This window comes from Lacisediminihabitans sp., from assembly GCF_036569425.1.
Classification (GTDB): domain Bacteria; phylum Actinomycetota; class Actinomycetes; order Actinomycetales; family Microbacteriaceae; genus Lacisediminihabitans.
Map to the genome: position 1 here is coordinate 1 of NZ_DATCQQ010000001.1, position 13,943 is coordinate 13,943.

Below are 13,943 nucleotides of genomic sequence, written 5' to 3' on the forward strand. Positions count from 1 at the left end.
GATACACGCCGATCAGGGTGGAGCGGTCGGCGGCGTCGAGTCCGAGCCCGTAGCCGTTCGCCGTGTCCGTGCCGGCGTACGCGCTCAACGGCGCCTGCGCGCCCAGCAGGCTGATGCCGATGAGGGCCGCGGTGAGCTGCACCGGCCACATGTTCGGCTGCCGGAGCACGCGCAGGTCGATCGCGGGATCCCGGTGCCGCAGCTCGAAGATCCCGAACGGCAGGAACACGAGCACGCCCACCACAAGGAGCAGGTAGACCCACCAGGTGGCCGGTCCATTGAGCCGGAGGAACGTGAGTCCGGAGGTGATCAGGAGCAGGGCGATCGTGAGGAGGCTGAACCCGACGACATCGAGGGACCGGCCGGGCAGCGGCGTCGACTCCGGCACCCCGAAGAGGATGGCGAAGAAGACGAGCGTGACGGCGATCGCCGGCACGGCCAGCGTGAGCGGCACGTTCTCGCCGAACCAGCCGAAGATGCGGCCGCCGAGGAGGGCCCCGACGATGGCGCCGGTCTCGAGCGCCACGACGAGGAAGCCGGCCGCGCGACGGGTCTGCGAGGCACCCCGGCCCGTGCGCCGGCCCCGGTCGAAGATCAGGGCCACCTCGAGCGGGAGCCAGACCACATAGAACCCCTGCAGCGCCCAGGCGGCGAGGAACGTCCAGAAGTTGTCGGCGAACACGAGCGCCCAGCTCGCGAGGGCCGTGAGCACCGTGGAGACGAGGAGGATGCGCTTGTGGCCGAACATGTCACCGAGTTTGGCGAGGATCGGCACGACGAGGGCCGAGACCAGCAGTTGCGCGGCCTCGAACCAGTTGAAGTCGGCGTCCCGGATGCCCAGGTACTTGACGAGGTCGCTGATGAGCGGCACGTAGTAGCCCTGCAGGATTCCACTGACGATTTCGACGAGGAAGAGGTAGCCGATGAGGCCGAGGGTGATGGCGCCTGGCTTGCCTCGAAGGGTGCTCATGAACGGATGCTACTGGCTGGGTCACCGGCGCGGGTGCCGGTAGCGTTGGCACATGGCAAATGTCGAGCGCGAGATTCTGGGTTGGGACGAGTTCGGGGGCGCGGTGCGCGAACTCGCGGCGACGGTGCACGGGAGCGGTTTCGCCCCGGACATCGTGGTGGCGATCGCGCGCGGCGGACTGTTGCTCGCCGGAGCCATCGCCTACGCGCTCGATGTTAAGAGCTGCGGCGCCCTCAACGCGGAGTTCTACACGGGTGTCGATGAGCGCCTGGACGAGCCGATCATCCTCGCTCCCATGCTCGACGAGGAATCGATGCGCGGCAAGCGCGTGCTCCTGGTGGACGACGTCTCCGACTCGGGACGCACGCTCGCGATGGTGCTCGCCCTGCTGGTTCGCGCGGGCGCGGAGGTGCGCACCGTGTGCCTGTACTCGAAGCCGGCGACGGTGCTCGAGCCCGACTACGTGTGGCGCAAGACGTCGCGCTGGATCGCCTTCCCCTGGTCGTCGCTTCCCCCCGTGACCGCGTAGGCGATGTCGCCGCAGCCGCTCGCCGAGCTCGTCGACCCCGGGTGGGCCGCCGCCCTGCACCCCGTGGCGGGCACGATCGCCTCGATGGGTGAGTTCCTGCGCTCCGAGGTCGCCGCCGGCCACGGCTACCTCCCGGCAGGAGGCAACGTGCTGCGCGCCTTCGAGTACCCGTTCTCCGAGGTGCGTGTTCTCATCGTCGGGCAGGATCCGTATCCGACGCCGGGGCATCCGATCGGCCTGTCGTTCGCCGTCGACCGCGCGGTGCGCCCGGTGCCGCGCAGCCTGCAGAACATCTACCGTGAGCTGCACGATGACCTCGGCATCGTGGCGCCGCCGCACGGCGACCTCACCGCGTGGTCTGAACGGGGCGTGATGCTGCTCAACCGGGTGCTCACGGTGCGACCGGGGGAGCCAGGGTCGCACCGCAGGCGCGGCTGGGAGGCGGTGACGGAGGCCGCGATCCGTTCCCTCGTGGCGCGCCGGACACCCCTCGTGGCGATCCTCTGGGGAAACGACGCGCTCGCCCTCGAGCCGATGCTCGGCGACACTCCTGTCGTGAAGTCCGCGCATCCGAGTCCCCTGTCCGCCTCGCGCGGGTTCTTCGGTTCTCGTCCGTTCAGCCGGGCGAACGCGCTGCTGCTGGCCCAGGGCGCCGAGCCGATCGACTGGTCGCTCGAGCCGCAGCCGCCGGCGGCGAACCAGACGTAGGATTTGCTCATGCTCGAGGAGGAATACCAGGCGACCCACCGGCCCAAGGAGGCCCAGCGCAACCTGCCGCCGTTGCAGGTGCCGTTCGAGTACACGATCCGCGACGCCCGCCTGCAGGACCTGCCTGACGTGCGCGAGATCTATAACCACTACGTGGCCAATTCCACCGTGACCTTCGACGAGAAGCCCATGACGCTGAGGGAGATCCGGTCGAAGTTCCAGCACATCGTGAAGCTCGGCATGCCCTTCCTGGTCGCGGAGAGCTCGAGCGAGCAGATTCTCGGATACGCCTACGTGTACCCGTGGAAGGAGAAGGCGGCCTACCGGTTCACGGTGGAGAACTCCATCTACCTGCGCGCGGCGGCGACCAGCAAGGGGCTCGGCAAGGCACTGCTCGCGGAGCTCATCACGCGCTCCAAGGCGGCCGGCCTCAAGGAAATGATCGCGGTGATCGCCGACAGGGGTGCCGACGCGTCGATCGCGATCCACAAGAACTTCGGCTTCAAGGAGATCGGGCACATGGGTAAGGTCGGCTACAAGTTCGACCGCTGGCTGGGAACGGTGCTCATGCAGAAATCGCTCAAGTAACTGTTAGGAGAACGCATGTCTGTCATCGTCGTCGCCACCCTCACCCCGGCGCCCGGGCGCACCCAGGACGTGCTCGACGCGTTCGGCGCGGTGTCGCCCCTCGTGCACGAGGAGCCCGGTTGCGAGCTCTACGCCGCGCACACCGACGGCAACCTCGTGATCATGGTCGAGCGCTGGCGCAGCCGGGAGGACCTGGACGCGCACGCGGCCGGCGCGGCCCTCGTGGAGCTGAACCGGCTCAACGAGGGGGCGCTCGCCGCGGAGACCGTCGTGCACGTGCTGCGCAACGTGCCGATGGGGGACCCGGTGAAGGGCACGATTCAGTAGTCGGCGTCCCGCCGCCTCATGGCAGCGCGGCGGAGGCCTCGAGGATGTCGCCGAGCGCCGCCTCGATGCCGGCCACCGTGGACGGCTCCCCGCTCCACAGGATGCGCAGGACGAGCCCGTCGATCGCGAGCGCCGCGACCCGGGAGCCGCGCTCGCCGCCCCCGATGGCATTCTCGATGGCCCGGTACCACGGCTCCGCGGCCTCCCGCAGGGTCTCTCGACGCATGGCGAGGAACAGCAGTTCGTACTGGGCGATGACCGCGGCCCGCCTGTGGTGCGTCCAGTTGTGCAGCATCCTGGCGACCTCGCCGATGCCGGGTGTCTCGAGGCTGGCGAAGGCCTCGACCTGCTCCTCCGTGGCCTTGAGCAGCGCGCTCACGAGGAGATCGTCGATGTTCGCGAAGTAGTAGGTGGCCGCAGCGAGCGGCACCCCGGCCTCCGCCGCGACGGCCCGATGGGTGACCGCGCCCGGCCCGCCGCGCTCGAGAACGCGCACGACGGCGTCGAGCAGGGCCGCTCGCCGCGCCTCGCCCTTGGCCGTGCCGCCGGCCACGATCAGCGCTTTCCGCCGAGTTCGAGCAGCGCGACTCCGCCGACCACGAGCAGCACGCCGCCGATCTGCACGAGCGTGAGGGTCTCCTTGAAGAGCAGCCAGCTGATCACCACGACGAGCACGACCCCGATCGCCGCCCAGATCGCGTAGGCGATGCCCAGTGGCACGCCCGCGCCGAGGCTCAGGGAGAGCAGGTAGAAGGCGGCGACGTAGCCGACGACGACGACGACGTACGGCACGACCTTGTTGCCCTCGCCGGTCGTGTACCGGAGTGCCGTCGTGCCGATGACCTCGGCGACGATCGCGCCGGCCAGGAACAGGTATCCCATGGGCTTCCTCTCAATAGTGGTACAAATGTACCAGAAAATCACGGGCTAGGCTCGGCGCATGGCAGAATCCCCCGTTACCCAGCTGCGCCTGGTGGCCGAAACCGAGGACTACGCCGCCGCAGTCGCCTTCTATCGAGACGTCCTCGGCCTCACCGAGCAGGAATCGTACAGCGGCGAGGACGGCGCGGAGGTGACAATCCTCGGCATCCCGAGCGCGACGCTCGAGATCGCCAACCGCGCCCAGGTGCGGCTGATCGACGAGGTGGAGGTCGGTCGCCCGGTGAGCCGCCCGCCGGCCCTCAGCATCCGCGTGGCCTTCGAGGTGAAGGATGCCGTCTCAACCACCGACGCGCTCGAGGCGGGCGGGGCCCAGGTGCTCGCAGCGCCCACCCGCACGCCGTGGAATTCGCTCAACGCGAGGCTCGAGGCGCCGGGCGGACTGCAGATCACCGTCTTCCAGGAGCTCGGCTCGTGACCGCGCCCGTCACGAAAGTCAGCATTCCGTAAAGAAGCTCACGATGTCGTGGGCGTTGCCTAGGGTGGCATCAACGTCAACCGCGGGCCTCCCATCCGGGTGGTCCCGGCGAGGCGAACGTGTCAGAAAATCGGGGCCGGGCCGGGTGGGTCATCATCACCGGGGCCGGCTCCGTCCACGGTGCCGCGGTCGCCGGGTGCTGCTACCCGCGCACCGGCGCTACAGTCATTGAATGCGAGAAGCCCCGCGCCAACGCCCGGCGAACGCCGAACTGCTCGTCTCCCTCGCCGGCCACGTGAAGGCGAGGCCCCGGGCCGTATTCGAGGCCATCGACGCCAGACTCCGCCCGGCCGAGACGTCGGGAAGCCTCTACACCGCCGACCCGTTCGCGTTCCTGATCATCGCGCAGGGCGGCTGGTGGTACCGGGGCGAGTACCGCGTCGTGCCGGACGAATACGGGTCGAACGTGGAGCACTACATCCTCAACGTGGCGCAGAAGGCGCCGCTGCTCGGCCGGCTCACCGGCCGCTCGGTGCTCAGCGACGCGCCCGCCGAGTTCGAGAAGCTGCTGAGGCGGCTGCGCGCCGAACTCGAGTGAGCGGTGGCCCGGCCGCCCGCAGTCGTCGGCCGGCAACACCGCAGGGGTAACCGGGCGGTGCGGCCCTAGGCTCGAGGGGTGTTCGAACTCCACCACCTGACCGCACAAGAGCAATGGGACTGGCTGCAGCGCGGGGAGGTGACACCCGTCGAGCTCGCCGAGCACTACCTCGAGCGCATCGAGCGGCTGGATGCCGGCCTCGGCGCCTTCGTGACCGTGACGCCAAACGCCGCGCTCGAGCGGGCGCGCACCCTCGCTGAGACGGTGCCGAGGACCGCCACGCTCTGGGGTCTGCCGTTCGGTGACAAGGACCTCGTGAACCGCGCTGGGGTGCCCACCGGATTCGGTTCGCGCCTCATGAGCGGCTTCGTGCCAGACACCTCGGACGAGATCGTCGAGGTGCTGGATGCGGCCGGCGGGGTGAGCCTAGGCAAGACGAACGCGCCGGAATTCGGCCTGCCGAGCTACACCGAGAGCCTCGTCGCCCCTCCGGCCCGAAACCCGTGGGACCCCTCGCTCGGCGCCGGGGGCTCGAGCGGCGGCGCGGCGGTCGCCGTGTCCGCCGGGCTGCTGCCGTTCGCCCCCGGGTCGGACGGCGGCGGCTCGGTGCGCATCCCCGCCGCGGCCTGCGGGCTCGTCGGCCTCAAGCCGTCGCGGGGACTCGTGCCGAGCGGCTCCGGCCTCGACAAGCTCGCCGGACTGGTCGTGCCTGGGCCCCTCGCACGCACCGTCGCGGATGCCGCGATGATGCTCGACGCGATGGTCGCCGGCGGCGAATACCCGTTCACGCTTCGCGCTCCCCGCTGGGATGGTGGCGCGCTGCTCAACGCCGCCGTGCGCGGCGAGGGCCGGTTCCAGCTGGGGGTCATGACCAGTTCGCCATGGGACGACGCCTACGACGTGCGCGTCTCCGCCGAGGCATCCGATGCGCTCGCGCTCGCGGTCGCCGAACTCGATGCCATCGGGCATGGAGTCGAGGAGCTCCGGCTCGAACCGGACCCGAGCTATGCGCCGAACTTCCGGATCATCTGGCAGGCCGGCGCGTCTGGCATTCCGGCCGAGGGCGCGGAACTCGACTCGCTCGAGCCGCTCACCCGCTGGCTGGTGGAGCGCGGCCGGTCGATTTCGGCGCGGGAACTGATCGCCGCCCTCGCCGCCCTCACGACGTTCGAGCGGTCGATCATCCGCCAGTTCTCGCGCTTCGACGCCGTGCTCACCCCGGCACTCGCGCTGACCCCGCGACCCGTCGGCTGGTACGACAGCGAGGATGCCGAGCTCAACTTCGCCCAGCAGGTGCAGTACACACCGTTCACCTCGTTCGCCAACGTGAGCGGACTGCCCGCCATCACTCTTCCCGTCGCGCAGACCGCGGACGGCATCCCGATGGGCGTGCAGCTGGTCGGTCGACCGGGCGGCGAGGCGACCCTGCTCGCGATCGGCGCCCAGCTCGAGCGCCGGCTGCTCTGGCAACGGCGGCACCCGCCGCAGTGGTAGCCGGCCCGGCGGTCACAACCCGACGAGGACGGCGCTCTCTTCCCACAGCCTCGCGGCGGCGACGTCGTCTCCCGCGAGCCGGTGGGTGCGGCCGTGCGGGTTGAGGCCGTCGAAGTAGGTGCCGCTCGGCGCACCGACCTCGTCGACCGAAGCGAGGAGCACGAGGGGAGCCGCGCCCTGCTCGGGGCTGATCCCGAGGCTGCCCCGACTGACGAACTCGCCGAACCTCTTGAACGCCGAGTCGTTACCGAAGCTCGTGGTCACATAGCCGGGGTGGAACGAGTATGCGGTGAGGTCGGTCTGGGCGGTGCGTCGGGCGAGCTCGCGGATGAAGAGGATCGTCTCGAGCTTCACCGTGGCGTATTCCTGCCAGCCGCCGAGCCAGGGACGTCTCTCGAACTGCAGGTCGTCCAGGTCCAGGTGCGCGAACCGGTTGGCGACGCTCGCCGTGGAGATCACCCGCGCGCGGGTCTCCACGAGCCTCGACAGGAGCAGGTTGGTGAGCAGGAACGGCGCAAGGTGGTTGTGCTGCAGCGCGCGGTCGAGGCCGTCGGCCGACGTGCCGCGCGTCGACACGAGGCCGCCCGCGTTGTTGGCGAGGGCGTCGATGCGCGGATACCGTGCGAGGAGGCTCGTGGCGAGGGCACGTACCTCATCGAGGCTGTCGAAGTCGGCGATGAACGGCGCGCCGCCCACGCGGGCGGCGACGGCGTGGGTCCGCTCCGAATTGCGCCCCACGACCGCGATGTGCGCCCCGCGCTCGGCGAGGGCGACGGCGGCCGCCCGCCCCACACCGGAGCTCGCGCCGGTGATGACGATCGTGTGTCCGTGCAGGTCACTCGGTGTCATCGATAGCCGCCATTCTCCAGTCCGGCCTCGATCTCGAAGCGATTGTGCCCCGCATCCTGCCCGGCCGCGACGTAGAGCGGGACGAAGGCGAGCCCGTAGTGCTTCCATTGTGCACGGTGCACCGACTCGTGCTCGAGCACGGCCGGACCGAGGTGGTCGTGGGTGAGGTAGACCGCGCCGACGGTCGTGCCGCCCCGGCCGAACGCCCACCGCGGGCAACCCACTGCCACGATGAGCCCGCCCCGGCCGCGCAGCCGACCGAGGCTGAGGATGCCGCCCCAGACCAGCGCGCACGCGGTAGCGAACCAATAGCCCGGCCGCGCCACCACGGGGGAGAGCAGCACCGCTCGCGCCCCGGGCACGGTCCTCGCCCACGCCTCGAGCCGCACGGCCGCCGCGGTCACTCGCGCCATCATTCGGCTCATCGCTCCTCGGGCCATTGGTGAACCCACCCTAGGGCTCCCCGCGCACAATCCGTTCAGCAGGCAGGCAGGGCGAGCCAATACAGTGACAGCATGGCTGTCAAGCTCGAACGCGTGGCGATGGTGTCGATGCACACCTCGCCGATCGCGCCGGCCGGCACCGGGGATTCCGGCGGAATGAACATCGCCATCCTCTCGATCGCGGCCCAGCTCGCCCATCGCGGCATCGAGGTGGACCTGCTCACTCGAGCGACGAACCGACCGGCCGTGACCGAGGTCGCCGAGGGGGTCACCCTGCACGAGCTCGCCGCCGGTCCGGTCGGCGAGCTTCCCAAGAGTCGACTGCCCGAGGTCGCGGACGAGTTCGGCGAGGCCGTGGCCGATCTCGCCGGTCGCATCGAGGGCCGCTACGACGTGATCCACGCCCACTACTGGCTCAGCGGGCTCGCGACGCTGCCGGTGGCACTCGAACTCGGGCTCCCATTCGTGCAGAGCTTCCACACGGTGGCCGCGATGAAGAACCGCACGCTCGGCGCCGGGCAGCCTGCCGAGTCCGAGCAACGAGTGCGCACGGAGATGTACCTCGCCAATCAGGCGAGTGCGATCGTCGCCTCCTCGTCCGCGGAGGTCACCGCTCTCATCGATGACGTTCGCGCTCCCTCCGAGCGACTCTGGGTGATCCCACCCGGGGTCGATGTCGGGCTCTTCTCGCCGACGAGGACGGATGCCGCGGAGCTCGCGGTGCGGGAGCAGCTCGCGATCGCCCCCGGCCGCCCGATCATCGCCGTCGTCGGCCGCGTGCAGCAGCTCAAGGACCAGGAGCTCGCCATTCGGGCGCTCGCCGAGCTGCACGCGATGCGCGGCTGGGCCCCGGTGCTCGTGATCGCGGGGGAGGCGACACCGGGCGACGAGGGCTACGCCGCCTCACTCCGCGCGATCGCGACCGAACTCGGCGTGCGGGACGACGTGCGGTTCGCCGGGGCGGTCTCCCGGGAATGGCTCGCCAACGTGCTCGCCGCGGCGACGGTGACCCTCGTCCCCTCCCGCTCGGAGACCTTCGGCCTCGTCGCCCTCGAGTCGGCGGCGAGCGGGACGCCGGTGGTGGCCTTCCGCGGGGGCGGCCTCGTCGAATCCGTGTCGGCCGGCGTGTCCGGGTTGCTCGTCGACTCCAGAGAACCCCGGGTCTGGGCGGTCACGATCGCGCGGTTGCTCGACGACGCGGCGGGGCTCAAGACCCTGTCGCTCAGCGCGCGGCACTACGCGGAGGGCTTCACCTGGGCGTCGTCGGCCACCGCGCTCATCGGCGTCTATGCCGGCTTGCTTTCCTAGGGCCGGTTTGCTTTCCTGGGGCTGCTTTCCAGGTCACGGCCGCCCGTAGGTCTCGAGCAGCCGCAGCCAGATCTCGTTCATCGTGGGGTAGGCGGGAACGGCGTGCCAGAGCCTGGAGATCGGCACTTCCCCGACGATCGCCGTGGTCGCCGCGTGGATCATCTCGGAGACGTCCTGGCCGACGAAGGTCACCCCGAGGATCACCCTGCGCTTCTCGTCGACGACCATGCGGGCCCGGCCGGCGTAGTCGTCCGCCTGCACTGAGCTGCCGCCGACCCAGCCGAGGTTGTAGTCGACGACGCGGATGTCGTAACCGGCCTTCGTGGCTGCCGCGGCGGTGAGCCCGGCCGAGGCCACCTCCGGGTCGCTGAAGGTCACCTGGGGAACGGCCTCGTGGTCGGCGGTGGCCACGTGGGTGCCCCAAGGCCCGTCGGAGACCGGCCGGCCCGTGGCCCTGGCCACGATCACGTCGCCGGCCGCGCGGGCCTGGTACTTGCCCTGGTGGGTGAGGAGCGCGCGGTGGTTCACGTCGCCGCAGGCGTAGAGCCAGTCGAACCCGGACACGAGCATGGTGTCGTCCACGTGGAGCCAGTCGCCGGGCGTCAGGCCGATCGTCTCGAAGCCGAGATCCGAGGTGCGGGGCGTGCGGCCTATCGCCACGAGCACCTCGTCGGCGACGAGGGTCGAGCCGTCGTCGAGGGCGAGTTCGACGCCCGCGTCGGTGCGGTGAACGGAGGTCGCCGCCGCGCCCAGGCGCACGTCGGCGCCGAGCGCCGTGAGGCTCTTGGCGACGATCTCCCCGGCGAACGGCTCCTGGTTGGAGAGCAGGGAGCTTCGCGCGAGCACGGTTACCCGGGTGCCGAAGGTCGCGTACGCGGTCGCCATCTCGACGGCAACGACGCCTCCGCCGAGGATCGCGAGGCTCGACGGCGCCTTCTGGGCGCTCGTCGCGTCGCGGCTCGTCCACGGGCTGGCCTCGGCGAGCCCCGGGATGTCGGGGAGCAGGGAGTCCGAGCCGACGCTCACGGCGACAGCGTGACGGGCCGCGTACACCGTGTCGCCCACCGTCACCTGCTTCTCGCCGGAGATCTGCGCGTGGCCTCGGACGAGGTCGATGCCGGCTCCCGCGACCCACTTGACCTGGCTGTCGTCGTTCCAGTCGTGGGTGAAGGAGTTGCGGCGGGCGAAGACGGCCGCGACATCCAGTTCTCCGACCGCCTCCCGCGCCCCGCCGACGGCCTTCGCCGCCCTCAGCGCGATGCCGCTTCGAAGCAGCACCTTCGACGGGATGCAGGCCCAGTACGAACACTCGCCGCCGACGAGTTCGCTCTCGATGATGAGGGCGGTGAGGCCGCCCTGCACGGCCCGGTCGGCGATGTTTTCGCCCGCCGCCCCCGCGCCGATGACGATGACGTCGTAGGTGGTTTCGGTCATTGGCTTCTCCGTGGTTTCGATTCAGCGGCCGATGAACTCGGCCTCGGTGCGGGTGACGAAAGCGGTCATGCCGATGCGGGCGTCGTCGCTCGAGGCGAGCCGCACCAGGGTGGGCTGCAGTGCCGCCTCGGCGGCCGCATCCCCCTCGCGCACGGCGAGCCTCGCGTTGGCGAGGGCGGCCTGCACGGCGAGCGGCGCCTGCGCGGCCACCCGATGGGCGAGCTCGAGGCCGCGGTCGAATTGGGTTCCGTTCGGCACGACCTCCTGCACGAGTCCGATGCGGTGCGCCTCCGCCGCGTCGAAGCTGTCCCCGGTGAGGATCCAGCGCATGGCATTCCCCCAGCCCACGGCCCGCGGAAACCGGATCGTCGCCCCGCCGAATGGCAGGATGCCGCGAGCGACCTCGATCTGGCCGAAGGTCGTCGACTCGGCGGCGACGGCGATGTCGCTCGCGAGGATCAGTTCGATTCCGAGAGTGAGGCAGGTGCCCTGGACAGCGATCACGACGGGCTTCGAGAGTTGGCGCCCGGACACCTGCCAGGGGTTGATGCCGCCGTCCTGGGCGATGTCGAGTCCGTCCGCCCCGATGCGCGGGGCGACATCGGCAAGGTCGAGGCCACCGGTGAAGTGGTCGCCGTGCGCGAACACGAAACCGGCCATTAGCTCCGGATCGTTCTCGAGTTCGCCGTAGGCGACGGCGAGCTCGGAGAGCAGCCGGTAGTCGGCCGCATTGCGCTTCTCTGGACGGTTGAAGCCGATCCTCAGAACGTGGCCGTCCCGCTCGACGGTGATGCGTGGGGTCTCGGTCAACGCTGGCCTCTGTTCGATCGGGCGGATCATCCCATGGTACGGCGAGCGGCCGCGTGCCGTCAGTTGCTGCTGACCGCTCCGATGATGCGCAGGATGCTGCCGAGGTCGTCCCCGGCGGCCGCCTCGTTCCGTGGGGCGAACTCGGTGATGCCGGCGCCGGCCAGCGGCAGGGCCGCCTTCACCGCTGCGATGATCTCGAGCAGCGACGCGAGCGTGACGCCGAACGGCTCCGGGAAGCCGAGGCCGGTGAACTCGGCCGGGTCGAGCACGTCGAGGTCGACGTGGAGGTAGACCGAGGTGGCCCCGGTGGCCGCGAGCGCGTCCCGGATCGACTCGGCGGTGAGTTCCTCCGGCGCAATCAGGCGCACGCCGGCCGAGTCGACGAAGGCGGCCTCGGCATCGTCGAGGGCGCGCGTTCCGGCGAGGATCAGCCGACCGACCTCGAGGGGCGTCGTCGGGGTGAGCGAGGGGTCACCCTCGCCGAGAAGAGTGCGCAGCACCATGCCGTGAAAGGCGTGACTGGGCGAGGACTCCGCGGTGTGCAGGTCGGGGTGGGCGTCAAGCCAGACCACCGCCATGCCGTCGTTCACGTCCGCGGCGTGCTGGATCGAGGCGAGCTCGACCCCGCAATCGCCGCCGATCGTCACCGCGAGCCCGCTGATCGAGCCGAGCGCGATGAGCTGGGCATCCCGCACCGCCTGCAACGAGCTCAGGCGACTCACCTGGGTGCCCTCGTCGTTGCCCGCGCCGAGCGGCACGTCGATCAGGACCGTGGATGTGGTCGGCAGATCTCCGCGGATCGCCTCCGCCCCATCCACGAGTCTCATCGCGCGCGATGAGCCGGAACCTTGCCATTGGGGGACGACGAGAAAAGTGGCAGCCACACGTCCAGTATGGCTGCCACCAAGGGATTGCGAGTGACGGTTAGACGGTGCGCGGCGCGATCGCGAGATTCGCGACGAGCTCGGCTGCGTTCTGGCGAACGACATAGGCGGGGCGGTCACGCTCGAAGCGCCAGCTCTCCGAGAGGGCGCCGACGTTCACCGCGTCGAAACCGAACTCGTCGTAGAGCCTCGTGAGCAACTCCACCGCATCCTCGAAATCGGACGAAACGCCCAGGGCGCGGCGGTTCGGCGTGCCGGCCGGGTGCGAGTCCTCGATGATGTCGGCCGACGTGATGTGGTTGAAGCCCTTGACCACCCGCGACTCGGGCAGGTGCTCCTGGAGCAACCCGGTCACCGTGGCCGTGCCGTTGTCGAGCGCGGGGTAGTGGCCGTCGCGCTCGAAGTAGTAGTTGTTGGTGTCGATCACGATCTTGCCTGCGAGCGGCTCGACCGGCACCCCTCCGTAGTTCTTGAACGGCACGGTCACGACCATGAAGTCGCCGGCCTCCGCCGCCTCGACCGGGGTGGCCGCCCGAGCCTTCGGCCCCAGCTCCTCGATGAGCGCGGAGAGGGTCTCCGGTCCGCGCGAGTTGCTGATGACCACGTCATAGCCGTTCTCGATCGCCTTGCGCGCGAGCTGGCCGCCAATGTTTCCTGCACCGATGAATCCGATAGTTGTCATGGCGACTCCAACTGACCGGACGTGGAATTTGTTCCCTACGGAGGGGGTCGGATCTCGCCTTCGAGGCTCGACCCCCGCCCGGTCACGGTCCGGAGGTGATCGCCGCCGGCGGCGGCGAGCCCGCCTTGAGAGCGGCGAGTCGAGCATCGAGTTCGACCTCGTTGTCCGAGGCGTCGAGCTGTTCGAACTGCGCGTCGAGGCTGGACGCCGCGAGCTCCTGCTGGCCCATCACCACGGCCTCCTGGCGCCTGATCTTGTCTTCGAACCGGCTGATCTCGCTGGTCGGGTCGAGGAGGTCGATCGACTTCACGGCGTCCTGCACCTGGCGCTGGGCGTCGGCCGTCTTCGACCGCGCGATGAGTTCGTCGCGCTTGGACGACAGCTGGCTCAGCTTGCCGCGCATCGCGTCGAGGCCCTTCTTGAGCTGGTCGACCACCGCGGTCTGGGACGCGATTGTCGGCTCGGCGTCCCGCGCCTCCTTCTCCGCGGAGAGCTGCCGGCCGAGGGCCACCTTGGCGAGGTTGTCGAACTTGTCGGCGTCCGCCGCGTTCCCGGCGGCACGAAGCTCGTCCGCCTTGCGGCTCGCCGCGAGGGCCTTGTTTCCCCAGTCGCCGGCATTGCGCACGTCTTCCGCGTGGTCCTGCTCGAGCAGCCGCAGGTTGCCGATCGTCTGGGCGACCGCGCCCTCCGCCTCGGCGATGCTGTTGGTGTAGTCCCGCACCATCTGGTCGAGCATGAGGCCGGGGTCTTCCGCCGAATCGATCAACGCGTTGATGTTCGCCTTCGCGAGTTGGGCGATCCTGCCGAAGATTGACTGCTTTACCATTTCTCTTCCTTCCGTTGTGAATCGTTTGCCCATTGTGAATCGTTGCGGGCAACTAGAACCTGCCGCCGCTCGACCGCCCGCCACCGCCACCGCCGCCGCCGCCACCGAAGCCGCCGCCGCTCGACCGACCGCCGCC

18 protein-coding genes are annotated in these 13,943 nt (G+C 70.0%); 8 read left to right on the forward strand and 10 right to left on the reverse strand.

The window, feature by feature from the left end:
- On the reverse strand, positions 1–970 hold a 970-nt coding region (locus VIM54_RS00005), incomplete at its 3' end, for an MFS transporter (protein WP_331898057.1).
- 52 nt (positions 971–1,022) lie between these two features.
- Here VIM54_RS00005 and VIM54_RS00010 point away from each other — a divergent pair.
- The 4 genes from VIM54_RS00010 to VIM54_RS00025 are packed head-to-tail and all read left to right on the forward strand — an operon-like array spanning position 1,023 to position 3,122.
- Positions 1,023–1,499, forward strand: a complete 477-nt coding sequence (locus VIM54_RS00010; protein WP_147782937.1) for a phosphoribosyltransferase — start codon at positions 1,023–1,025, stop codon at positions 1,497–1,499.
- A 3-nt stretch (positions 1,500–1,502) separates the two neighbouring features.
- Positions 1,503–2,207 (forward strand): uracil-DNA glycosylase, encoded by a 705-nt coding sequence (locus VIM54_RS00015; protein WP_331898062.1) that lies wholly within the window; start codon positions 1,503–1,505, stop codon positions 2,205–2,207.
- A 9-nt stretch (positions 2,208–2,216) separates the two neighbouring features.
- Complete coding sequence (locus VIM54_RS00020; protein WP_331898064.1) at positions 2,217–2,795, forward strand: N-acetyltransferase family protein; 579 nt, start codon at positions 2,217–2,219, stop codon at positions 2,793–2,795.
- A gap of 15 nt (positions 2,796–2,810) precedes the next feature.
- The gene (locus VIM54_RS00025; RefSeq protein ID WP_331898066.1) at positions 2,811–3,122 is read left to right on the forward strand and encodes an antibiotic biosynthesis monooxygenase family protein; all 312 of its coding nucleotides are present in this window, start codon (positions 2,811–2,813) and stop codon (positions 3,120–3,122) included.
- Positions 3,123–3,138: 16 nt separating this feature from the next.
- Here VIM54_RS00025 and VIM54_RS00030 read toward each other — a convergent pair whose 3' ends face one another.
- Both VIM54_RS00030 and VIM54_RS00035 read right to left on the reverse strand, forming a co-directional pair.
- On the reverse strand, positions 3,139–3,675 hold the full coding sequence (locus VIM54_RS00030) for a TetR/AcrR family transcriptional regulator (RefSeq protein WP_331898068.1): 537 nt from the start codon (positions 3,673–3,675) through the stop codon (positions 3,139–3,141).
- 2 nt (positions 3,676–3,677) lie between these two features.
- On the reverse strand, positions 3,678–4,004 hold the full coding sequence (locus VIM54_RS00035) for a DMT family transporter (RefSeq protein WP_331898070.1): 327 nt from the start codon (positions 4,002–4,004) through the stop codon (positions 3,678–3,680).
- Positions 4,005–4,062: 58 nt separating this feature from the next.
- Here VIM54_RS00035 and VIM54_RS00040 point away from each other — a divergent pair, with 58 nt between their 5' ends.
- From VIM54_RS00040 to VIM54_RS00050, 3 genes are all read left to right on the forward strand, one after another.
- On the forward strand, positions 4,063–4,479 hold the full coding sequence (locus tag VIM54_RS00040; protein WP_331898072.1) for a VOC family protein: 417 nt from the start codon (positions 4,063–4,065) through the stop codon (positions 4,477–4,479).
- A gap of 232 nt (positions 4,480–4,711) precedes the next feature.
- Positions 4,712–5,077 (forward strand): hypothetical protein, encoded by a 366-nt coding sequence (locus VIM54_RS00045; protein WP_331898073.1) that lies wholly within the window; start codon positions 4,712–4,714, stop codon positions 5,075–5,077.
- Between the two features lie 78 nt (positions 5,078–5,155).
- Positions 5,156–6,571 (forward strand): amidase, encoded by a 1,416-nt coding sequence (locus VIM54_RS00050; RefSeq protein WP_331898075.1) that lies wholly within the window; start codon positions 5,156–5,158, stop codon positions 6,569–6,571.
- Between the two features lie 12 nt (positions 6,572–6,583).
- Here the strand turns inward: VIM54_RS00050 and VIM54_RS00055 are convergent, their stop codons facing one another.
- On the reverse strand, positions 6,584–7,420 hold the full coding sequence (locus VIM54_RS00055) for an SDR family NAD(P)-dependent oxidoreductase (RefSeq protein ID WP_331898076.1): 837 nt from the start codon (positions 7,418–7,420) through the stop codon (positions 6,584–6,586).
- Entirely contained in the window at positions 7,417–7,836 is a 420-nt protein-coding gene (locus VIM54_RS00060) for a hypothetical protein (protein ID WP_331898077.1), read from the reverse strand. The genes VIM54_RS00055 and VIM54_RS00060 overlap by 4 nt, the downstream gene beginning before the upstream one ends.
- 99 nt (positions 7,837–7,935) lie before the next feature.
- Between VIM54_RS00060 and VIM54_RS00065 the strand changes: the two genes are divergently transcribed.
- Positions 7,936–9,171, forward strand: a complete 1,236-nt coding sequence (locus VIM54_RS00065) for a glycosyltransferase (RefSeq protein ID WP_331898079.1) — start codon at positions 7,936–7,938, stop codon at positions 9,169–9,171.
- A gap of 33 nt (positions 9,172–9,204) precedes the next feature.
- Here VIM54_RS00065 and VIM54_RS00070 read toward each other — a convergent pair whose 3' ends face one another.
- From VIM54_RS00070 to VIM54_RS00090, 5 genes are all read right to left on the reverse strand, one after another.
- Positions 9,205–10,605, reverse strand: coding sequence for an NAD(P)/FAD-dependent oxidoreductase (locus VIM54_RS00070; protein ID WP_331898080.1), 1,401 nt, complete (start codon positions 10,603–10,605; stop codon positions 9,205–9,207).
- A gap of 21 nt (positions 10,606–10,626) precedes the next feature.
- Positions 10,627–11,445, reverse strand: coding sequence for a crotonase/enoyl-CoA hydratase family protein (locus VIM54_RS00075; RefSeq protein ID WP_331898082.1), 819 nt, complete (start codon positions 11,443–11,445; stop codon positions 10,627–10,629).
- Positions 11,446–11,474: 29 nt separating this feature from the next.
- Positions 11,475–12,242: an arginase family protein gene (locus tag VIM54_RS00080; RefSeq protein ID WP_331898084.1), complete on the reverse strand. Its 768-nt coding sequence runs from the start codon at positions 12,240–12,242 to the stop codon at positions 11,475–11,477.
- 97 nt (positions 12,243–12,339) lie between these two features.
- On the reverse strand, positions 12,340–12,981 hold the full coding sequence (locus tag VIM54_RS00085) for an NADPH-dependent F420 reductase (RefSeq protein WP_331898086.1): 642 nt from the start codon (positions 12,979–12,981) through the stop codon (positions 12,340–12,342).
- An 82-nt stretch (positions 12,982–13,063) separates the two neighbouring features.
- Positions 13,064–13,807: a PspA/IM30 family protein gene (locus tag VIM54_RS00090; RefSeq protein WP_331898087.1), complete on the reverse strand. Its 744-nt coding sequence runs from the start codon at positions 13,805–13,807 to the stop codon at positions 13,064–13,066.
- Positions 13,808–13,943 lie beyond the last annotated feature (136 nt).